This window comes from Acutalibacter muris, assembly GCF_002201475.1.
In the GTDB taxonomy this organism is placed as follows: Bacteria; Bacillota; Clostridia; order Oscillospirales; family Acutalibacteraceae; genus Acutalibacter; species Acutalibacter muris.
This window is the reverse complement of the sequence record NZ_CP021422.1, coordinates 3775384-3794860: the sequence shown is the minus strand read 5'-3', so window position 1 is coordinate 3794860 and position 19477 is coordinate 3775384. Positions and strand designations below refer to the sequence as shown.

General features: G+C 51.8%; 16 protein-coding genes, 4 tRNA genes and 2 rRNA genes. 17 read left to right on the top strand and 5 right to left on the bottom strand.

Annotation, left to right across the window (positions count from 1 at the left end; translation table 11 throughout):
- The first annotated feature begins 3 nt into the window (after positions 1 to 3).
- The 7 genes from rsmG (at position 4) to ADH66_RS19495 (ending at position 5865) form a co-directional block, all read left to right on the top strand.
- Positions 4 to 717 (top strand): 16S rRNA (guanine(527)-N(7))-methyltransferase RsmG, encoded by a 714-nt coding sequence (rsmG, locus tag ADH66_RS19525; protein WP_066537351.1) that lies wholly within the window; start codon positions 4 to 6, stop codon positions 715 to 717.
- A 27-nt stretch (positions 718 to 744) separates the two neighbouring features.
- Positions 745 to 1182, top strand: coding sequence for a GNAT family N-acetyltransferase (locus ADH66_RS19520; RefSeq protein WP_157767236.1), 438 nt, complete (start codon positions 745 to 747; stop codon positions 1180 to 1182).
- Positions 1183 to 1548: 366 nt separating this feature from the next.
- Positions 1549 to 2349 carry a ParB/RepB/Spo0J family partition protein gene (locus tag ADH66_RS19515; protein ID WP_066537352.1) on the top strand — a complete coding sequence of 267 codons (801 nt, stop codon included), beginning with the start codon at positions 1549 to 1551 and terminating at the stop codon, positions 2347 to 2349.
- A 228-nt stretch (positions 2350 to 2577) separates the two neighbouring features.
- Positions 2578 to 3342 carry a ParA family protein gene (locus ADH66_RS19510; RefSeq protein ID WP_066537353.1) on the top strand — a complete coding sequence of 255 codons (765 nt, stop codon included), beginning with the start codon at positions 2578 to 2580 and terminating at the stop codon, positions 3340 to 3342.
- A gap of 3 nt (positions 3343 to 3345) precedes the next feature.
- On the top strand, positions 3346 to 4233 hold the full coding sequence (locus ADH66_RS19505; RefSeq protein WP_066537355.1) for a ParB/RepB/Spo0J family partition protein: 888 nt from the start codon (positions 3346 to 3348) through the stop codon (positions 4231 to 4233).
- Positions 4234 to 4235: 2 nt separating this feature from the next.
- Positions 4236 to 5513 carry a serine--tRNA ligase gene (gene serS / locus ADH66_RS19500; protein WP_066537358.1) on the top strand — a complete coding sequence of 426 codons (1278 nt, stop codon included), beginning with the start codon at positions 4236 to 4238 and terminating at the stop codon, positions 5511 to 5513.
- 1 nt (position 5514) lies between these two features.
- The gene (locus tag ADH66_RS19495; RefSeq protein ID WP_066537365.1) at positions 5515 to 5865 is read left to right on the top strand and encodes a hypothetical protein; all 351 of its coding nucleotides are present in this window, start codon (positions 5515 to 5517) and stop codon (positions 5863 to 5865) included.
- A 49-nt stretch (positions 5866 to 5914) separates the two neighbouring features.
- On the opposite strand, the gene ADH66_RS19490 is transcribed toward ADH66_RS19495, so the two are convergent.
- The 4 genes from ADH66_RS19490 to guaB form a co-directional block, all read right to left on the bottom strand.
- Complete coding sequence (locus ADH66_RS19490) at positions 5915 to 6430, bottom strand: hypothetical protein (protein ID WP_157130624.1); 516 nt, start codon at positions 6428 to 6430, stop codon at positions 5915 to 5917.
- A gap of 125 nt (positions 6431 to 6555) precedes the next feature.
- Positions 6556 to 6630: transfer RNA gene (locus ADH66_RS19485), tRNA-Glu, on the bottom strand.
- A 3-nt stretch (positions 6631 to 6633) separates the two neighbouring features.
- Positions 6634 to 6710, bottom strand: a tRNA-Met gene (locus ADH66_RS19480).
- Positions 6711 to 6799: 89 nt separating this feature from the next.
- Positions 6800 to 8278: an IMP dehydrogenase gene (guaB, locus tag ADH66_RS19475; RefSeq protein WP_066537370.1), complete on the bottom strand. Its 1479-nt coding sequence runs from the start codon at positions 8276 to 8278 to the stop codon at positions 6800 to 6802.
- Between the two features lie 182 nt (positions 8279 to 8460).
- On the opposite strand from guaB, the gene ADH66_RS19470 reads away from it, so the two are divergent.
- The 3 genes from ADH66_RS19470 to ADH66_RS19460 all read left to right on the top strand — a co-directional run bounded on the left by ADH66_RS19470 (position 8461) and on the right by ADH66_RS19460 (position 11265).
- Complete coding sequence (locus tag ADH66_RS19470; RefSeq protein WP_407922939.1) at positions 8461 to 9018, top strand: zeta toxin family protein; 558 nt, start codon at positions 8461 to 8463, stop codon at positions 9016 to 9018.
- Positions 9019 to 9089: 71 nt separating this feature from the next.
- Positions 9090 to 10307: an MFS transporter gene (locus ADH66_RS19465; protein WP_066537376.1), complete on the top strand. Its 1218-nt coding sequence runs from the start codon at positions 9090 to 9092 to the stop codon at positions 10305 to 10307.
- Between the two features lie 73 nt (positions 10308 to 10380).
- The gene (locus ADH66_RS19460) at positions 10381 to 11265 is read left to right on the top strand and encodes an AraC family transcriptional regulator (RefSeq protein ID WP_066537379.1); all 885 of its coding nucleotides are present in this window, start codon (positions 10381 to 10383) and stop codon (positions 11263 to 11265) included.
- 36 nt (positions 11266 to 11301) lie between these two features.
- Here ADH66_RS19460 and sleB read toward each other — a convergent pair whose 3' ends face one another.
- Positions 11302 to 12003 (bottom strand): spore cortex-lytic enzyme, encoded by a 702-nt coding sequence (gene sleB, locus ADH66_RS19455; RefSeq protein ID WP_066537386.1) that lies wholly within the window; start codon positions 12001 to 12003, stop codon positions 11302 to 11304.
- A gap of 536 nt (positions 12004 to 12539) precedes the next feature.
- On the opposite strand from sleB, the gene ADH66_RS19450 reads away from it, so the two are divergent.
- The 7 genes from ADH66_RS19450 (at position 12540) to ADH66_RS19420 (ending at position 19425) form a co-directional block, all read left to right on the top strand.
- Positions 12540 to 14073: ribosomal RNA gene (locus tag ADH66_RS19450) — 16S ribosomal RNA — on the top strand.
- Between the two features lie 163 nt (positions 14074 to 14236).
- Positions 14237 to 14312, top strand: a tRNA-Ala gene (locus ADH66_RS19445).
- Positions 14313 to 14342: 30 nt separating this feature from the next.
- Positions 14343 to 14419, top strand: a tRNA-Ile gene (locus tag ADH66_RS19440).
- 239 nt (positions 14420 to 14658) lie between these two features.
- Positions 14659 to 17489: ribosomal RNA gene (locus ADH66_RS19435) — 23S ribosomal RNA — on the top strand.
- The 16S and 23S rRNA genes sit together here with 2 tRNA genes alongside, the layout of an rRNA operon.
- Before the next feature lie 148 nt (positions 17490 to 17637).
- Positions 17638 to 18126, top strand: a complete 489-nt coding sequence (locus ADH66_RS19430; RefSeq protein ID WP_066537389.1) for a hypothetical protein — start codon at positions 17638 to 17640, stop codon at positions 18124 to 18126.
- A 6-nt stretch (positions 18127 to 18132) separates the two neighbouring features.
- The gene (locus ADH66_RS19425; protein ID WP_066537392.1) at positions 18133 to 18588 is read left to right on the top strand and encodes a GNAT family N-acetyltransferase; all 456 of its coding nucleotides are present in this window, start codon (positions 18133 to 18135) and stop codon (positions 18586 to 18588) included.
- Positions 18589 to 18615: 27 nt separating this feature from the next.
- Positions 18616 to 19425, top strand: coding sequence for a class I SAM-dependent methyltransferase (locus ADH66_RS19420; protein WP_066537394.1), 810 nt, complete (start codon positions 18616 to 18618; stop codon positions 19423 to 19425).
- The last annotated feature ends 52 nt before the right edge of the window (positions 19426 to 19477 follow it).

Sequence of the window (19477 nt, the reverse complement as noted above, 5' to 3'; positions counted from 1 at the left end):
TTAATGGAGGATATTCGACAGAAGCTTATAAGCCAGGCAAAAACTTTGGGGATAAAGGTTACGGCAGAGCAGTCGGAAAAGTTCCAGGTCTATATGGAGACACTGCTGGAGTGGAACGAAAAGCTTAACCTTACGGCCATAACAGAGCCTGACGAAGTGGTGGAGAAGCATTTTCTTGACAGTCTGGCACTGCTGCTGGCGTGCAAGCCCAAAGAAGGGGGAAAGCTGCTGGATATAGGGACAGGAGCGGGATTCCCCGGAGTCCCGCTTAAAATTGTAAGACCTGACCTTCAGGTTACACTTTTGGACGGTTCAAACAAGCGTCTGAATTTTTTAGGCGAGCTATGCGGCAGGCTTGGTATTGAAGGCAAGCGTGTTCATAAGCGCGCTGAGGAGGCTGGACTGGATAGGAGTATGAGGGAGAGCTACGATATTGTTACCGCCAGAGCGGTGGCACAGTTAAGAGTGCTCTGCGAATACTGTTTGCCTTTGGTGAAGATGAAGGGTATATTTGTAGCGATGAAAGGACCAAACGTAAACGATGAGCTCGCTGAAGCAGAGAAGGCGTTAAAAATTTTGGGCGGAGATAAAGTTGAACTCAAGCAAATCCAACTGCCTGCTGCGGGAGAAAGAAATCTGGTAGTCGTCCGCAAGCTGAGTTTTACGCCAAAGGGTTATCCGCGCCACGGTGGGACCATAAAAAAGCATCCCTTGTGATTTGACTTAATGAAGGAGAGACTCGGAATGAATATTGTTATGAGGAAAGCCAAGGTTGGAGATATAGCCGGGTTAGATAAGGTAATGCAGGTTATCAGTGACGGCCCTGGCGACAGAGAGAAAATGGCCCTGCTTATAGAAAATATATTAAGAGATGAAAACAAATACCTCTTAGTTGCGGTCAATGAAGATAATGGAGAGATAGCCGGCAGTCTTTTGGGAGTAGCCTTTGAGGATATCTGCGGCGATTGCCGTCCTATCCTCCTGGTGGAGAACGTAGCTGTATTGGACAAGTATCAGGGCTATGGTATAGGCAGAAGGATGTTCGATGAAATTGAGCAATGGGGGAGAAGGAGGAACTGCCATTATGAGATGCTGGTCTCCGGCCTGGAGCGGACGGGTGCCCATAGGTTCTATAAGAAGATTGGGTTTATGGAGGTAAAGGGCTTCAAAAAATATTTTTAGATGGCTCTTGGTGAAGAACGACAGCCTTTCGAGCTCGACAGAGCCTCAGTATGCACAGGTGGTAAAGGCTGTTATCATATGGCGGGGCAACTCATATATAAGCTTACAGTGGGAGGAGACTTTTTAGCAGCATTGTGCAATTATTCTCAGCCGTCATTGCACAATACTCCGATAATGCTCCCCCCACTCTTTCCTTGTATCCAAATGCATTACCGCTGAACAGTATTCTGATTTTCTGCTGCGCCAATCAGAAGGCCGCATACGTTTGCATCAATCTACAATAATATATTTTTTCCACCGACAGGATACAACAAACTATGCATATACGGTGTAGTACAATAGTAGCTGTTAAGGGGGCGTGGCAGGATGTTTATGAAGGACAAGCTGAAGTTGGTAAGGTTACCGGTTATGAAAATCATGCCCAATCCTTCACAGCCAAGAAAGATATTCCAAGAGGAGGAACTTAGAAGCCTAGCCCAAAGCATTACTGAGAACGGATTGCTTCAGCCGGTAACTGTGCGCAGGGAAAACGGAATATATTACCTGGTTGCCGGGGAGCGAAGGCTGCGGGCGTGTAAACTGGCGGGGCTCAAGGACATACCGGCAATTATATCCGATTGTGAGCCGGAGGACAGCGCGGTGCTGGCCTTACTGGAAAATGTACAGCGCCGCGACCTGCATATGTTTGAGCAGGCAAACGCAATAGTCAATCTTTTGCGGGAGTGGCAGATAACCCAGGAGGAGGCCGCCAGGCGGCTGGGCATGAGTCAATCATACCTGGCAAACAAGGTCCGGCTGCTGAAGCTTAGCTCGGAGGAGCAATCTGAAATAATTAAGCATAAGCTTTCAGAGAGACATGCAAGGGCATTGCTGCGTGTGGACGATATTGAACTTCGGCAGAAGATCCTGCAGACCGTAATAGCAAGAGGCCTGAACGTGGCAAATACTGAGGAGCTGATAGCAGGCTCTCTCAAGCCAAAGGAGCCTGTACGAAAGGGTCGGAGGACTTTTGTGGCAAAGGATATTCGGCTATTTATAAATACTATTGACCATGCGGTGGACGCTATGAAAACCGCTGGCATACAGGCACAGACAGAAAAAAAGGAAACTGAAGAATATATAGAGTGCGTCGTGCGCATTCCAAAACAACACAGAGTACAAGTTTAACCCATTCCCTTATTCATTTCCCACAGAAGGCGGTCGGAGCGTAAAAGCTCCGGCCGTCAGCTTTTTGTTTCATGTGAAACACTGCAATGTAGGATAATCATGCCGAAAGCAAGAAAAATTTTAGAAAAAATGCGGTTTTCCTTGGGAAAGGTATTTTACACTGGTAAAATGACGCCGGCTGTGGTATAATGTACTTTGTTAATTTGATAGGAGGAACAGAGCAAGAAAATGGCAAAGACAATCGCAGTCGCAAACCAAAAGGGCGGGGTTGGGAAGACTACCACAGCTGTGAACCTAGCCGCGGTTTTTGGAAGTATGGACGAAAAGGTGCTGCTGGTAGACGCCGACCCACAGGGGAACGCCACCAGCGGCCTGGGAGTTGACAAACGCCAATGCCCGGTAACAGTATACGAGGTGATGATAGGCGGCGAGGCGGCCAGTAAAGCTATCTGCCATACCCAATACAAAAACCTGGACCTGCTGGCGGCCAGCATAGATATGGCTGGCGGAGAGATAGAGATGGCGAGTATGGAAAGACGCGAGGACAGGCTGAAAATTCCGTTGCAGGAGGTCAAGGACAATTACGACTACATTATAATCGACTGCCCTCCGTCTTTAGGACTGATAACCACGAATTCACTTAACGCGTCGGACTCCATACTGATACCGATCCAGTGCGAGTTTTATGCTCTTGAGGGACTTAGCCAGCTTATAAATACTGTACGTAGGGTAAAGCGCCAATATAACAGTATGCTGGAGTTGGAGGGCGTTCTGCTTACTATGTATGACGGACGGCTGAACTTAACACAGCAGGTGGTGACGGAAGTTAAAAAGTTTTTCCCAAGAAAGGTGTACAGTACAGTTATCCCCAGGGCTGTAAGGCTGTCAGAGGCCCCGGGTTTTGGCCAGCCGGTGGAATACTACGATCATTATTCCAAAGGGGCAAGGGCGTACAGAGAGCTGGCAAGAGAAATACTTAAAAAGAAAGGATAAGCTATGAGCGCAAAAAAGCGTGGGCTGGGCCGCGGACTGGACGCTATATTCGCGGAAAATTCCAGCCTTGAGGGAGAGGGCACTGTAACGGTGCGCATAGATGACATAGAGCCCAACCGCGACCAGCCGAGAAAGGAATTCAATAGCGCCGCCCTCGCTGAGCTGGCGGAGTCGATTGCACAGCACGGAGTGCTTCAGCCACTTTTGCTGCGGCCGATGGTAAGCGGGGGATATAGGATAGTCGCAGGAGAAAGGCGCTGGCGGGCCTCAAGAATGGCGGGACTACAGGAGGTCCCTGCGGTGGTAAGGGAGATGACCGATGGGGAGGAGATGCTTTTTGCCCTCATTGAGAATCTACAGAGGGAGGATTTAAACCCACTGGAGGAAGCGAAGGGCTACCAGCAGCTGATAGACGTACAGGGCATGACCCAGGAGGAGGCGGCAGCGGCGGTGGGTAAATCGCGCCCTGCGGTGGCAAACGCCCTGCGGCTGTTGAACCTGCCCGAGGATATTCAAGCTATGGTGGAGAAGGGGGAGATCTCCGCAGGCCACGCGAGGACGCTGCTCAGCTTCAAATCGGAGGAGGAGATGCGGCTTGCCGCTGAGAGGGCAAAAGCAGGCGTATCCGTCCGAATTCTGGAGAAGATGGCAAAAGGGGTCGACCAGGGAGGCCGTCTCGTTGTAAAAGTATCTCCGCAGGAGGAGGTCCCGCGATCTATGGGGCCCAGCCAGTTTTATGCCGAGACCCAGCTGGCTGTCAGCGACTTTCTGGGCCGGAGGGTAAAGGTGGCGGGCACTAAGAAAAAGGGCACGTTGCAGATAGAATTCTATGGCGAAGAGGACCTTCAAAATCTACTGAAGGATTTAAAATTACAGGATAAGGAGAGCTGAATATGTTAGATATCAAACTGGTGAGGACAAACCCCGAGCTTGTAAAGGAGAATATCAAGAAGAAGTTTCAGGACGAGAAGCTGGCGCTGGTGGACGAGGTGCTGGACCTGGACGCGAAATTCCGCGCTAGTAAGGCTCGGGGTGACGAACTCCGTCAGCAAAGGAATGCCGTCAGCAAGGAAATTGGCAGGCTGATGAAAGAGGGCAAAAAAGACGAAGCCGAGGAAACGAAGAAAAAGGTTGCCGACATTGCTGAAGAGCTGGCGGAGATGGAGCGCAGGGAGGGGGAGATGACCGACGAGATAAAGAAGCGCATGATGGTCCTCCCCAATATAATAGACAAGTCTGTGCCCATCGGCCGGGACGACAGCGAGAATGTAGAGATAGAGCGCTTCGGGGAGCCCCTTGTGCCGGATTTTGAGGTGCCATATCACACGGACATCATGGAGCGCCTGAAAGGCATAGACCTGGACAGCGCCCGGCGCACCAGCGGCAACGGTTTCTACTACCTTATGGGCGATATTGCCAGACTGCATGAGGCTATCATGGCCTTTGCCAGAGATTTCATGATAGACAAGGGCTTCACCTACTGTATTCCTCCCTTCATGATACGCAGTGAGGTCGTCACCGGCGTCATGAGCTTTGCAGAGATGGAAAATATGATGTACAAGATAGAGGGAGAGGACCTGTACCTTATTGGCACCAGCGAGCATTCCATGATCGGGAAGTATGCCGGAAATCTACTGACCGAGGAGCAGCTGCCACAGACCATGACCAGCTACTCCCCGTGCTTCCGTAAGGAGGTAGGGGCCCATGGCATCGAGGAGCGCGGCGTGTACCGCATCCATCAGTTCGAGAAGCAGGAGATGATAGTTGTCTGTAAGCCTGAGGAAAGCATGGACTGGTACAATAAAATGTGGCAGTATTCCGTAGAGTTTTTCCGGGCCTTGGACATTCCTGTGCGCACCTTGGAGTGCTGCTCCGGCGACCTTGCGGACCTAAAGGTAAAGAGCTGCGATGTTGAGGCCTGGTCTCCCCGACAGAAGAAATACTTTGAGGTGGGGAGCTGCTCCAACATGGGCGACGCCCAGGCAAGGCGGCTTGGCATACGCGTCAAGAGCGCCGACGGCAACTACTTTCCCCACACCCTCAACAACACCGTGGTGGCCCCGCCCCGGATGCTGATAGCATACCTTGAGAACAACCTCCAGGCCGACGGAACGGTAAAGGTACCCGAAGCCCTGAGAAGGTATATGGGGGACAAGGAGGTCATCGGCTGAGGTGAAAAGGTCCACGCTTATTGCCCTTGCGGTGCAGACAGGGGTGCTGTTCGCCCTGCCCGGTATGGCTCAGCTTGTGGGGAGAGGCGATGTAAACTTTATCCTTACCCTCTTGATACTGATGGCCCTCCACCCCTTATGCTGCCTGGGGACAGGCATCTTCGCCGGACTGGATATCAAGGCACGGTGGTGGCTGGTTTTGACCGGCCCGGTCCTAGCCCTGTGCGGGGACCTTATCTTCTATGACATGGAGGCCGATTTCCTGTTCTACGCCTGGGTAAACCTCCTGTCGGGCGTACTTGGCCTGGGAATAACGGCGCTCATAAAGCAGCTAAGTAAAAGATACAGATAAACCAACAAAAAGGCCGCCCGGTAACTCCGAGCGGCCTTTACCTGTCTATTTATTTCCCGTCCCCAGGCGTAAAGGCATTGAACAGCTCCAGGACCTTATCCCTATGGGCCGCGTTGGCCTCGTCATTATCGCCGTCCGTATACACCATCAGGTATTTCCCGTTGAGCACCGCCGGGGCCTCGTTGCCCAGCACCGTAAAGGACCCCTTCTCCTTCACCGAGCTCACGCACTCCTTGCCCTTCTCGTCCAGGTTATCCAGGTCAAACTCATAGAACTCCGTCTGCACAGTGCTGCCATCGAACTTGAACCGATACCTGCAGCCCTCCACAGCGCCGATCTCCTTATAGGACATATAATCCTTCTCCCCGGCCACAGCTTTATTGGTCTCCATATACTTGCAGAGCCCGTCCAAACTGTCGTCAAAGCTTTCCGCCTCGGTGGGAGCCCAATCTATCCCTGAGGAAACCGGCTCCAGCTCGGTCAGCTGCTCCATCTGCCCTCCGCAGGCCGAAAGTGAAAGAGCAATAACCGCCGCGCCAGCCAGCGCTAATACTTTTTTAATCATATAGTCAATACCATACCTTTCTTGTTTACAGTAAAAAACATAAAAGAAAAAACGCCGTAGCAACCGCCCGACGCCCTTCCTTCATCATGCCTGTCCGGGCCCCGGCTTTCCGAAACCCGCCATATTGGTGACCCGGACGAGAATCGAACTCGTGTTACCGCCGTGAAAGGGCGGTGTCTTAGCCGCTTGACCACCGGGCCATTTGGTAGCGGTAAATGGACTTGAACCATCGACACTTCGGGTATGAACCGAATGCTCTAGCCAGCTGAGCTATACCGCCATATATGCGTCCCAAGTCAATGGGACGCTAATTATTATAATGGATAGAAAAGAGAATGTCAATACCTTTTTAAGGAAAATTCCGGGAAATCACACATTAATGGAGTAATTGGGGGCTTCCTTGGTTATCTGGATGTCATGGGGATGGCTTTCCTTAAGCCCCGCGCCGGTAATTCGGACAAACTGAGCTTTCTCATGAAGCTCCTCTATCGTCCTGCACCCAGTATATCCCATGCCGGAGCGCAAGCCGCCCAAAAGCTGGAAAATGGTATCCGCCAGTGGTCCCTTATAGGGCACCCGGCCCTCCACGCCCTCGGGCACAAATTTTTTCTGCTCACCCTGGAAGTACCTGTCGCTGCTGCCCTTGCCCATAGCGCCAAGACTCCCCATACCCCTGTATACCTTGAACTGCCTGCCCTGATAAAGCTCATAATCGCCTGGGGCCTCCTTGCAGCCTGCTACCATAGAACCCAGCATGACCGCATTAGCTCCTGCCGCCAGCGCCTTGACAATGTCCCCGCTGTATTTAATGCCGCCGTCCGCTATCACAGGTATGTTGTGCTTTGCCGCTTCACAGGCCGCGTCGAATACTGCCGTGATCTGCGGAACGCCGATGCCCGCCACCACTCGGGTGGTGCATATAGAGCCGGGGCCAATGCCCACCTTCACGCAGTCCGCGCCAGCGTCTATCAAAGCTTTAGCGCCCTCGGCAGTGGCCACGTTCCCCGCGATAACCGGCAGGTCAGGGTATGCTTTCTTGACTCTGCTCACAGCCTTTATAACGCCGTCGTTATGACCGTGGGCAGAATCGAGGGCCACCAGGTCGACCTGGGCCTCCACAAGTGCCGCCACTCTGTCAAGCACATCCGCAGTCGCGCCTATTGCCGCGCCACAAAGCAGACGGCCGCTCTGGTCTCTGGCGGAATTGGGATAACGCACGGCCTTTTCAATGTCTTTAATGGTGATAAGTCCCTTCAGACGCATCTTATCGTCTACAAGAGGGAGCTTCTCTATGCGGTGCCGGCGTAGTATCTCCTGGGCCTCCTTTAAGGTAGTGCCCACTGGGGCGGTCACCAGGTTATCCTTAGTCATGACGTTCTTTACCGGCTGGTTAAATTCGTCACCCTCCATAAAGCGCATATCCCGGTTGGTGATGATGCCCACCAGCACGCCGTCCTCGCAGATAGGCACGCCGGAAATTTTAAAGCGCCCCATCAGCTCCTCCGCCTCGCTTACCAGGCTGTCCGGGGCCAGGAAGAAGGGATTCGCTATAACGCCGTTTTCAGAGCGCTTCACACGGTCCACCTGATCGGCCTGACGCTCGATGGTCATGTTCTTATGGATAATGCCCACTCCGCCCTCTCTGGCGATGGCAATGGCCATGTCGGACTCCGTCACCGTGTCCATGGCGGCAGTAAGGATAGGGGCGTTGAGCCAGATGTTTTTAGTGAGCTGGGTGGAAAAGTCCGCTTCGCTGGGCAGCACATGGGATTCGGCGGGGATCAGCAGCACATCGTCAAAGGTCAGGCCCTCTTTTGAAAACTTCTGTTGGTAATCCATTTTCAGCATAGTCACACTCTCTTTCCTCAATAATTTTAACATTATCCCCCCAAGAGGTACGAGGGATATTATTAATCGAAAATTATAGCATAAGGCAAAGCATTTTTCAACCCCGCTTTGGGCACGATGCAGAGAAAAAATAATCCACATTTTTTGTTGACCTCCGTCGATTATGTGAGCTTGCTTTGCGGGTGCATAGCTGGTATAATGAGCGCAGCAAGGGGAAGGAGAAGAAAAATATGGAAAAGCTGATTATCATAAGAGGAAATTCCGGCAGCGGAAAGACCGCCGCCGCAGGTATGCTGCAAAAGAAGCTGGGGCCGAATACCATGCGAATATCCCATGATATGGTGCGCATGGAGATACTGCATGTGTGGGGCAAGGAGGGGGCAGAGCGTTCGCTGCCGCTTATGACAGAGCTTATGAGGTATGGCCGCAGAAATTCCGAGTTTACAATTATAGAGGGTATACTGCCATATTCAGACTATAATCCTCTGTTTGAGGCGGCGTTAGGTGAATATGGCAGGGAGAATATCTTTGCCTACTACTATGATATCTCCTTCGAGGAGACTCTGCGCCGCCATATGACAAAGCCCAACCGTGATGAATTCGGCGAGGAGGATATGCGCAGATGGTGGCAGGAAAAGGACTATCTCAAAAATATAGAGGAGACGATTTTTGTGGAGGAGATCAGCCTTGAGGAGGCGGTCGAAAAAATATACAGCGATGTATTTTCGGGAAACCCTTGACAAGAAAAATAAATGGGATATAATCAACCGTAGCCAGACCGTCTTTTCAATAATAAAGGAGCAAGCTATAGATGAAAAAACTCTTTTCCCGGATGAATACAAATGACAGGCAGGCTATAGTCCTGGTGGGTGTAAACGGCTTCTTCTGGTTTGCCTGGGCCTTTGGGTGCTATCAGGCTGTGTACCTCCAGGGGGTGGGCTTCTCGGCCTCTTCAATGGGCGTGGTCAACGCCCTGAGCTCTGTGGTGGGTATCGCCTCGGTATCCTTCTGGGGCATGGCCAGCGACAGGATGGGCTCCCTTCGCAAGGTGCTTATCACCGTGCTGATTGGCGGTTCGCTGATGTATGCCCTGATACCGCTGGTGCCGGTAGAGTTCCGCGGCTCGCCGATTCTGCTGATGTGCTATATTCCAGCAGTATGCTTTTTCCGCTCGTCCATGTCGCCATATGCCGAGAATCTCTTGGTGCGTAACTGCAATGAGCTACGCCTGAACTTCGGAGTTCTGCGCAGTCTCGGCTCGTTCCTTTTCACCATCGGCAGCCTGATAATAGCCGCGTGGCTCCCAAGCCTTGGGGTGCGGAACACCTTCTGGGTCACCGGACTTTTTATGCTTATACCCATAATAATGACCTTTTTTGCCCGGGAGCCTGCCGCAAGAGTCCCGGCCAAGAAGGGGGAAAAGCGCTCTATGAACCTGGGGGAGCTGTTTAAAAACAAGGCATATATGGCCTTTTTGGGCTTCGGCTTCATCTTCTACATAGCCGTGGCCTGTGAAGGCAATTTTCTGCCGTACTATATGGCCAGCATCGGCGTTGACTCGAAACAGTACGGAATAATTCTGGCACTTCGCGCCACCATGGAAATACCCTTCCTGCTTTTCATGATACGGCTTAGAAGGAGGTTTCCGCTGCGGGTGCTGATACTGGGCTCGTCTCTGCTTATGGGAATAGAGTGCATAGGGCTGGGGCTTCTGGCAAACTCCCTTCCCACAATGATGCTGTTCTGTATGTTCTTCGGCCTTGGCAACGGCCTGTTTATCGGCTCGTCCCTGAACTATGTATATGAGCTGGCCCCCAGCCACTTGAAAGCCAGCGCTCAGGCCTTCTTTACTTCTATGTCGTCAGTGGCGGGCATACTCGGAAATCTGGCGGGCGGAGCTGTTTTTGACGCGATAGGCGCCAAGACCTTCTATCTGACGGTCTCAGCGCTGTTTGTGCTGAGCGCGGGAGTATTCCTGCTGTCCTTTAAAGGCAAAAGGGAAAATGCGGAGGTTCCCGGACAAAACTGAGCCGAAAAAGAACGGATTTTTAACAGAAAAAGAGCTATAATGGGGCATAAAGAGAGCAAAAAGGAGGTGGAAAATGGATTGGCTGACAAGCCTGCGGGGGGCCATCGAGTATATGGAGGAGCATCTGCTGGAGCCCGTGACACCGGAGGATATCGGAAAGGCGGTGAACATTTCACCCTTCTACCTGCAGAAAGGCTTTCAGATCATGACGGGCTACGGCCTGGGGGAGTATATACGCTGCCGCAGGCTTTATATGGCCGCCATGGACCTGCTGGCGGGCGATGAAAAGGTCATAGAAATAGCGTATAAATACTGCTATCAGACACCGGAGAGCTTCGCTAAGGCCTTCTCGAGGTTCCACGGATTTCCGCCGTCCCAGGTGAAGCGTCAGCGCAGGAGGATAAAGATATTTTTGCCGCTGAAGATAACTATTACTATACAAGGAGGACATAATGTGGACTACAAAATTGAGAAGATGGACAGCTTCAAGGTCATCGGCTTTGAGGAGGACATCCCTATGGAGCGGGGATATGAGCTCTGCCCCAAAATGTGGGACAGGCTGACGAAAAAATATTTTAGCGCCCTCTGGCAGGGAAAGACCCCGGAGACGGACCTTGAGAGGGCAATCGTGGAAAACGGCGTGGGCGCTTTTGGCGTGTGCGTGGAGGGCGGAGGAGATACCTTTGCATATATGGTGGGAGGCGCGTATAAGGGCGGGCCCGTGCCGGAGGGCATGAAGGTGCGGGAGATACCGGCCGCAGCCTGGGCCAAATTCTGCAGCGCCGGTCCTATGCCAGAGGGGATGCATTCTCTGTATACCCAGATATTTCAGGAGTGGCTGCCGGGGAACAGGGAGTACGACCTGGCGCACCCTATCGATATAGAGTATTATGAGTGTATCGGTGACGGCATGGATTATGAAATCTGGCTGCCTGTCACCGAGAAGGGAAAAGGCTGAGATAAAGGCGGGGCCCGGGGTCAGGGCTCCGCTTTATTATATAGCGAAGTTATGCGCGCCTATAACGGCGACTACCTGCCGGGACCATATCCATTTATTTGTGGTCTTAGCCGGGTTGTAATAGTATATGGCTCCGCCTGTGGGGTCAGAGCCGTTAATGGCCTCACGGGCCGCCTGATACGCGGAATCTGCCACGGCGGCGTTTACTCCGCCGTCATACAGGCAGGAAAAGGCACCCTCCTGGTAAATGACCCCGGAGAGCGTGTTGGGAAAGGAGGGATGGGCAATACGGTTCATTATAACTGCGCCCACCGCCACCTGTCCCTGGTACGGCTCACCCCGGGATTCGGCCGATATTATCTTTGCAAGCAGCTGTATATCGCTTTCAGAAAATCCTCCATAGTTTCCACCGCCGGAACCTCCGCCCCCCGATAGGCCCAGGGCCTCAAGAGTTTTGGGGCCGGCGATGCCGTCGTCGGAAAGACCATAATCCCGCTGAAAGGAAATAACCGCGTTTTTGGTACGTGTTCCGTAGATACCGTCAGCTGTGCCGGGGTCATAGCCAAGCTCCTGAAGGCGCTGCTGTATCTGAGTGACCTCACTGCCGGTAGAGCCGTATTTAGAGAGCGCCTTGGCTCCGCCGCTGTTCAGCAGCATTGCCATTATCATTAGATTTACAAGGATAATAACTCCTGTGCGCCAGAACATTACAAAAATTTTTTTCTTTTCCGTTTTCATAAAGATACACCCCTTTATAGAATAATTTTATGAGGGACAAGCAAAAGTATGCCTGGAAACCAAAGGATACCGCTCTATATATTGGAAAAAAATGTAAAAAAACGTCAAGATATAGAAAAATGAAAAAAGTCGAAAAAAATTTAAAAAAAGGTGTTGACAAACGGGGAGTAGTGTGGTAAGATAGTCAAGCGCTCGAGAGAGCGGCCCGAAAAAAGGCGAACGAGAGCGAAAGCCGAGCAAGCCGAAAAGGGGAGCGTAGAGCGCAGGAGTTTACCGGTACTTTTCCGCAGGAAAAGGCAGCCGCTTCGCGGCTGAGGGAAACTCCGGGACTTACCGGAGCGTCAGCGAAGGTAATGTCCGAGGACCTTGAAAATTAAACAACGAAGAAGGAAGAACGACCCGTGAATTCTGAGAGTGAATACTCTTGGAGTGAGGAAGCAGAACCTTAGAAATCTGCAGAGAAGCTAGACGCTTCGCAACGAGCTAAATTAAAGCTCTAAGATTGATTTAAGAGTGGAGACGCTTTTAGATACCATATTTTAGAGAGTTTGATCCTGGCTCAGGACGAACGCTGGCGGCGTGCCTAATACATGCAAGTCGAACGGAGATATTCGCTGATGAAGTACTTCGGTAATGAATCTTGGATATCTTAGTGGCGGACGGGTGAGTAACGCGTGAGCAACCTGCCTTTCAGAGGGGGATAACGTTTGGAAACGAACGCTAATACCGCATGACATTATCTTATCGCATGGTAGGATAATCAAAGGAGCAATCCGCTGAAAGATGGGCTCGCGTCCGATTAGGTAGTTGGTGGGGTAACGGCCCACCAAGCCGACGATCGGTAGCCGGACTGAGAGGTTGGACGGCCACATTGGGACTGAGACACGGCCCAGACTCCTACGGGAGGCAGCAGTAAGGGATATTGGTCAATGGGGGAAACCCTGAACCAGCAACGCCGCGTGAGGGAAGACGGTTTTCGGATTGTAAACCTCTGTCCTCTGTGAAGATGATGACGGTAGCAGAGGAGGAAGCTCCGGCTAACTACGTGCCAGCAGCCGCGGTAATACGTAGGGAGCGAGCGTTGTCCGGATTTACTGGGTGTAAAGGGTGCGTAGGCGGCTTGGCAAGTCAGTAGTGAAATCCATGGGCTTAACCCATGAACTGCTATTGAAACTGTCGAGCTTGAGTGAAGTAGAGGTAGGCGGAATTCCCGGTGTAGCGGTGAAATGCGTAGAGATCGGGAGGAACACCAGTGGCGAAGGCGGCCTACTGGGCTTTAACTGACGCTGAGGCACGAAAGCGTGGGTAGCAAACAGGATTAGATACCCTGGTAGTCCACGCTGTAAACGATGATTACTAGGTGTGGGTGGACTGACCCCATCCGTGCCGGAGTTAACACAATAAGTAATCCACCTGGGGAGTACGGCCGCAAGGCTGAAACTCAAAGGAATTGACGGGGGCCCGCACAAGCAGTGGAGTATGTGGATTAATTCGATGCAACGCGAAGAACCTTACCAGGTCTTGACATCCCGCTAACGAGGTAGAGATACGTTAGGTGCCCTTCGGGGAAAGCGGAGACAGGTGGTGCATGGTTGTCGTCAGCTCGTGTCGTGAGATGTTGGGTTAAGTCCCGCAACGAGCGCAACCCTTACTGTTAGTTGCTACGCAAGAGCACTCTAGCAGGACCGCCGTTGACAAAACGGAGGAAGGTGGGGATGATGTCAAATCATCATGCCCCTTATGACCTGGGCCTCACACGTACTACAATGGCCATTAACAGAGGGAGGCAAAGCCGCGAGGCAGAGCAAAACCCTAAAAATGGTCCCAGTTCGGATCGCAGGCTGCAACCCGCCTGCGTGAAGTTGGAATTGCTAGTAATCGCGGATCAGCATGCCGCGGTGAATACGTTCCCGGGCCTTGTACACACCGCCCGTCACACCATGGAAGTCGGTAATGCCCGAAGTCAGTAGCCTAACCGCAAGGGGGGCGCTGCCGAAGGCAGGATTGATGACTGGGGTGAAGTCGTAACAAGGTAGCCGTATCGGAAGGTGCGGCTGGATCACCTCCTTTCTATGGAGAACTGACTGAGGAATGACTTGGTCTAACATCCTAGGTCGGCACGGAGTCGAGAAACCGGATTCGTTGTTTAATTTTGAAGGCCCTCCGGCATTGGCGCAGAAGCGCCAAGTCGCAGAGAGCTTTCAGGAGAGGAAAGGGAACACCTTTCGAGTATGGGGGTGTAGCTCAGCTGGGAGAGCACCTGCTTTGCAAGCAGGGGGTCATCGGTTCGAACCCGTTCATCTCCACCAGGGCAGAGAGTAGACAAAACCCAAACTTATGGGCTTATAGCTCAGCAGGTTAGAGCACACGCCTGATAAGCGTGAGGTCGGTGGTTCGAGTCCACTTAAGCCCACCAAGGCCGAAAGGCCAAAGGTTTTCCTACAGAGGGAAACTTGACGACTTGACGGAGCGTAAGCGGAGTCAAGTCAGGTGTACCTTGAAAACTGGATAAAGCGAAGAAGACAGAAATCGAGAGTTTTAACTGAGATATAGTCTTTTGAGTTGCTATGCAGCTCATGACTTGTTAAGGTGAGAACTGCAATTTCTAAAGGGTAAAGTAAAGCTTATTCAAAGCGAAACTTTATGAGAACACATGGTCAAGCTACAAAGAGCGCAAGGGGAATGCCTTGGCACCAGGAGCCGAAGAAGGACGCGATTAACTGCGAAAAGCCGCGGGGAGCCGTAAGTAGGCTTTGATCCGCGGATATCCGAATGGAGCAATCCGGCTGGAGTCATGTCCAGTCATCGTATGGTGAATACATAGCCATACGAGGGGAACCGCCTGAACTGAAACATCTAAGTAGGGCGAGGAAGAGAAATCAACCGAGATTCCGCTAGTAGTGGCGAGCGAACGCGGAGGAGGCCAAACCGGGGGTAGTAATATCCCCGGGGTTTGGACAGCTATATGTATCATGGAGCCTAGTTGAACAGCATGGGAAGGCTGACGAGACAGTGTGAGAGTCACGTAGACGAAAGGCAAAGTGAGCTGGCTGTATCCAGAGTACCGCCGGGCACGTGGAACCCGGTGGGAATATGGGGGGACCACCCTCCAAGCCTAAATACTACCTGGTGACCGATAGAGTATAGTACTGTGAAGGAAAGGTGAAAAGTACCCCGGGAGGGGAGTGAAATAGAACCTGAAACCTTGTGCTTACAAGCACCGAGAGCCCGTCAATGGGTGATCGGGTACCTTTTGTAGAATGGTCCGGCGAGTGAATGTAACTGGCGAGGTTAAGAGCTTAAGGCTCGGAGCCGTAGCGAGAGCGAGTCTGAATAGGGCGTATGAAGTCAGTTGTATTCGACCCGAAACCGGGTGACCTACCCATGTCCAGGTTGAAGTGGAGGTAAAACTCCATGGAGGACCGAACCGACTCCCGTTGAAATGGTAGCGGATGAGGTGTGGGTAGCGGAGAAATTCCAATCGAACCCGGAGATAGCTGGTTCTCTCCGAAATAGTTTTAGGACTAGCCTTGTATTAGATTACCGGAGGTAAAGCACTGAATGGCCTAGGGCCCGAGAGGGTACCGAAGCCTATCAAACTCTGAATGCCGGATAATTGATGTACAGGAGTCAGACAGTGGGAGATAAGTTTCATTGTCGAAAGGGAAACAGCCCAGACCCACAGCTAAGGTCCCAAAGTACACTTCAGTGGAAAAGGATGTGGGGTTGCACAGACAACCAGGATGTTGGCTCAGAAGCAGCCACTCATTAAAAGAGTGCGTAATAGCTCACTGGTCGAGTGGCCCTGCGCCGAAAATTTAACGGGGCTAAAGTGTACACCGAAGCTTGGGATTCCGTAAGGAATGGTAGGAGAGCGTCGTATAAGGGGTGAAGTCAGAGCGGAAGCGCTGGTGGACTTTATACGAGTGAGAATGCCGGAATGAGTAGCGAGAAATATGTGAGAATCATATTGGCCGAAAGTCTGAGGTTTTTGGAGGAAGGTTCGTCCGCTCCAAGTTAGCCGGGAGCTAAGGTGAGGCCGAGAGGCGTAGCCGATGCACATACGGTGGAAATTCCGTAGCCGCCGAAGGATTTAAGCAAGAGGACACCCTGGAAGGGCACGACCCGGGCGATGGTTGCCCCGGGCGAAAGGGACCGAAATCAAGTAGGGAAGCGTGCTTAGAAGGGGGCGAGAAAAGTCTTGTGTATATCCAAGGCGCCCGTACCGCAAACCGACACAGGTAGACAGGAAGAGGATTCTAAGGCCAACGGGAGAAGGGTAGTTAAGGAACTCGGCAAATTGATCCCGTAACTTCGGAAGAAGGGATGCCACAGAGATGTGGCCGCAGAGAATAGGCCCAGGCGACTGTTTAGCAAAAACACAGGTCTCTGCTAAATCGAAAGATGACGTATAGGGGCTGACACCTGCCCGGTGCTGGAAGGTTAAGAGGAGATGTGAGAGCATTGAATTGAAGCCCCAGTAAACGGCGGCCGTAACTATAACGGTCCTAAGGTAGCGAAATTCCTTGTCGGGTAAGTTCCGACCCGCACGAATGGTGTAACGATCTGGGCACTGTCTCAATTACCCGCCCGGCGAAATTGTAGTACCGGTGAAGATGCCGGTTACCCGCGACAAGACGGAAAGACCCCATGGAGCTTTACTGCAGCTTAATATTGGGTTTCGATAATTTATGTACAGGATAGGTGGGAGGCTACGAACTACGGGCGCCAGCTTGTAGGGAGCCACCCTTGGGATACCACCCTTAGATTGTTGGAATTCTAACCTGCGGCCGTGAATCCGGCCGGGGGACATTGTTAGGTGGGCAGTTTGACTGGGGCGGTCGCCTCCAAAAGAGTAACGGAGGCGCTCAAAGGTCAGCTCGGCACGGATGGAAACCGTGCTACTGAGTGTAAACGCATAAGCTGGCCTAACTGCGAGGATGACGGTCCGAGCAGTAACGAAAGTTGGAGTTAGTGATCCGGCGGTATGAGAGTGGAATTGCCGTCGCTCAACGGATAAAAGCTACCCTGGGGATAACAGGCTGATCTCCCCCAAGAGTTCACATCGACGGGGAGGTTTGGCACCTCGATGTCGGCTCGTCACATCCTGGGGCTGTATTCGGTCCCAAGGGTTCGGCTGTTCGCCGATTAAAGTGGCACGCGAGCTGGGTTCAGAACGTCGTGAGACAGTTCGGTCCCTATCTGTCGTGGGCGCAGGATATTTGAGGAGAGCTGTCCTTAGTACGAGAGGACCGGGATGGACGCACCTCTGGCGCACCAGTTGTCATGCCAATGGCACGGCTGGGCAGCTATGTGCGGAACGGATAAACGCTGAAAGCATCTAAGCGTGAAGCCGCCTCCAAGATTAGATATCCCACAGCTCAAGCTGGTAAGGCCCCTTGTAGACTACAAGGTTGATAGGCTGCGTGTGTAAGCATGGTAACATGTTCAGCTTGGCAGTACTAATAGGCCGAGGGCTTGACCATATTTGTTCCCACCCTTTTTTCGATTCCTTTCCTAGCTTTATCCAGTTTTTAGGGTATATGAGTTTTACTCTAAAGGTAAAATATGAAAGGTTCAGTCCATCCAGTCGGATGGGCTGTTTTTTCAATATATTGGAGGTGTATGCATTTGATGGGCCATCTTGGATTTTCATATGTGGGCTTGATTTTCCTGCTGATGCTATTTATCCCTAACATCGCATGGACACGAAATATGCCGGAGGGGTATTCCCCGGAGGGAGAGAATAAAATTCTGTTAGCATTTGAGAGGGCTGGGGAGATATTGACAACCACGCTTGCCCTGATATTTGACGACCTCAATTTCCATGGATGGACAAGTTGGACTTGGTGGCTTATCATAGCCTTTGCCTTCATGGCGATGTACATATTGTGGTGGGCAGGGTACTTTAGAAGTAAAAAGGAGCTCCGGGACTTCTATAGCAGTTTCCTGGGTATCCCTGTTGCCGGAGCGACTCTGCCGGTACTTGCTTTCCTGTTTCTTGGGATATATGGGCGGGTTATTTGGTTAGTGCTGGCCGCGCTGGCGCTGGGTATAGGGCATATCGGAATACATATCCAGCATAAAAGGAGCTTAACATTTAAAAATGACGGCAGGAGATGAATTTATATGAGTGTCGTGGCGCACACAATGCAATATATGGGCGGAGAAGTGAATCCTCCCTTCCTGGAGATCCGCAGCTATCTTGATTCAGACTATCCGGCATATAGAGAAATTTATAATGACTGCTTTACAGATATGCGTCAGGCCCTAGGGGTGTACCCTATAGAATGCTGTGATACCAGGGAGAGGCTCCTAAAAAAATCAGAAAATATCTTCCTTCTTGAGATAGATGGCCGACTGGCAGGTTCCATAGCTATCTATAACAATGAGATAGACGACCTGATAGTAGCCAGACAATATAGGCGGAAAGGATATGGTCAGGGGCTGCTGCGCTTTGCAGTGGCCCGTATGCAGCATATGGGCGTCTCGCCCATCATGCTCCATGTTGCGGACTGGAATCGTGGGGCCCTTGAGCTCTATTCCCAAAACGGTTTCCGCGTCATTAAAACAGAGACCGTATAGACTATATCTTATTCTGCGAGGTCAATTATGAATAAAACGGAAGTATTCGATTTCTACGAAAACGGCGCGGAGATAGGCCGTCTTGAGCGCGGCCTGGGAATTATTGAAGCCGCGCGCACCAAGGAACTTATTTCGCGCTTTATCAAGCCAGGCATGACCGTCTATGACGTGGGCGGCGGTATCGGGTATTACTCTGACTGGCTTGCCGCCAAAGGGTGTACGGTTTCACTATATGAGCTTGCACCCTCGGCCGTTCAATATGCTAAGGAGCACCAGACAGCCCACTACTATGCTGCTGCTGCGGACGCACGCGCTCTGCCTGTTCAGGAGGGCTCCTGTGACGCTCTGTTGCTCATGGGACCCTTATACCACCTGATGGATAAAGAGGAGCGGCTCAAGGCCCTCTGTGAAGCGTACCGTGTCCTGCGCCCGGGCGGTCTACTGATTGCCACGGGCATTTCAAAGTTCAGTTCTGCCACGTGGGCCCTCTCTGTCTATCGTACCGCTAATAACTTCATTGACGATGAGGTCTATATGAATATGCTTCGCGGCGAGCTCATTAAAGGCGAGCACCATAGGCTGGAGAAATATCCCAACTTTATTGCCGAGGCGTACTTCCACACGCCGGAGACCTTTGCCGCAGAGCTTTCGGAGAGCGGTTTTAATGTAAGTGAAGTGCTGGCAATCGAGGGTATAATTTGGCCGACCCCGAACCTGAACGCGAAATGGGAAGACCCGACCAGCCGCGAGCGCCTGTTGGAGCTGCTGCGGCTTACGGAATCAGAGCCATCAGTCTTAGGCTATAGCCCGCATTTTATGGCAGTTGCCGTTAAATAATAAAAAGCAGGACAGCTCCTTATTTAAGCTGTCCTGCTTTTATTATGCACAA

Bases quoted from the DNA above. Each gene is read 5' to 3' on its own strand.
- ADH66_RS19425 (WP_066537392.1), top strand. From the start codon at position 18,133: ATGAGTGTCGTGGCGCACACAATGCAATATATGGGCGGAGAAGTGAAT.
- ADH66_RS19430 (WP_066537389.1), top strand. From the start codon at position 17,638: ATGGGCCATCTTGGATTTTCATATGTGGGCTTGATTTTCCTGCTGATG.
- rsmG (WP_066537351.1), top strand. From the start codon at position 4: ATGGAGGATATTCGACAGAAGCTTATAAGCCAGGCAAAAACTTTGGGG.
- guaB (WP_066537370.1), bottom strand. From the start codon at position 8,278: ATGCTGAAAATGGATTACCAACAGAAGTTTTCAAAAGAGGGCCTGACC.
- ADH66_RS19465 (WP_066537376.1), top strand. From the start codon at position 9,090: ATGAAAAAACTCTTTTCCCGGATGAATACAAATGACAGGCAGGCTATA.
- ADH66_RS19510 (WP_066537353.1), top strand. From the start codon at position 2,578: ATGGCAAAGACAATCGCAGTCGCAAACCAAAAGGGCGGGGTTGGGAAG.
- ADH66_RS19490 (WP_157130624.1), bottom strand. From the start codon at position 6,430: ATGATTAAAAAAGTATTAGCGCTGGCTGGCGCGGCGGTTATTGCTCTT.
- ADH66_RS19460 (WP_066537379.1), top strand. From the start codon at position 10,381: ATGGATTGGCTGACAAGCCTGCGGGGGGCCATCGAGTATATGGAGGAG.
- ADH66_RS19420 (WP_066537394.1), top strand. From the start codon at position 18,616: ATGAATAAAACGGAAGTATTCGATTTCTACGAAAACGGCGCGGAGATA.
- ADH66_RS19515 (WP_066537352.1), top strand. From the start codon at position 1,549: ATGTTTATGAAGGACAAGCTGAAGTTGGTAAGGTTACCGGTTATGAAA.
- ADH66_RS19520 (WP_157767236.1), top strand. From the start codon at position 745: ATGAATATTGTTATGAGGAAAGCCAAGGTTGGAGATATAGCCGGGTTA.
- ADH66_RS19505 (WP_066537355.1), top strand. From the start codon at position 3,346: ATGAGCGCAAAAAAGCGTGGGCTGGGCCGCGGACTGGACGCTATATTC.
- serS (WP_066537358.1), top strand. From the start codon at position 4,236: ATGTTAGATATCAAACTGGTGAGGACAAACCCCGAGCTTGTAAAGGAG.
- sleB (WP_066537386.1), bottom strand. From the start codon at position 12,003: ATGAAAACGGAAAAGAAAAAAATTTTTGTAATGTTCTGGCGCACAGGA.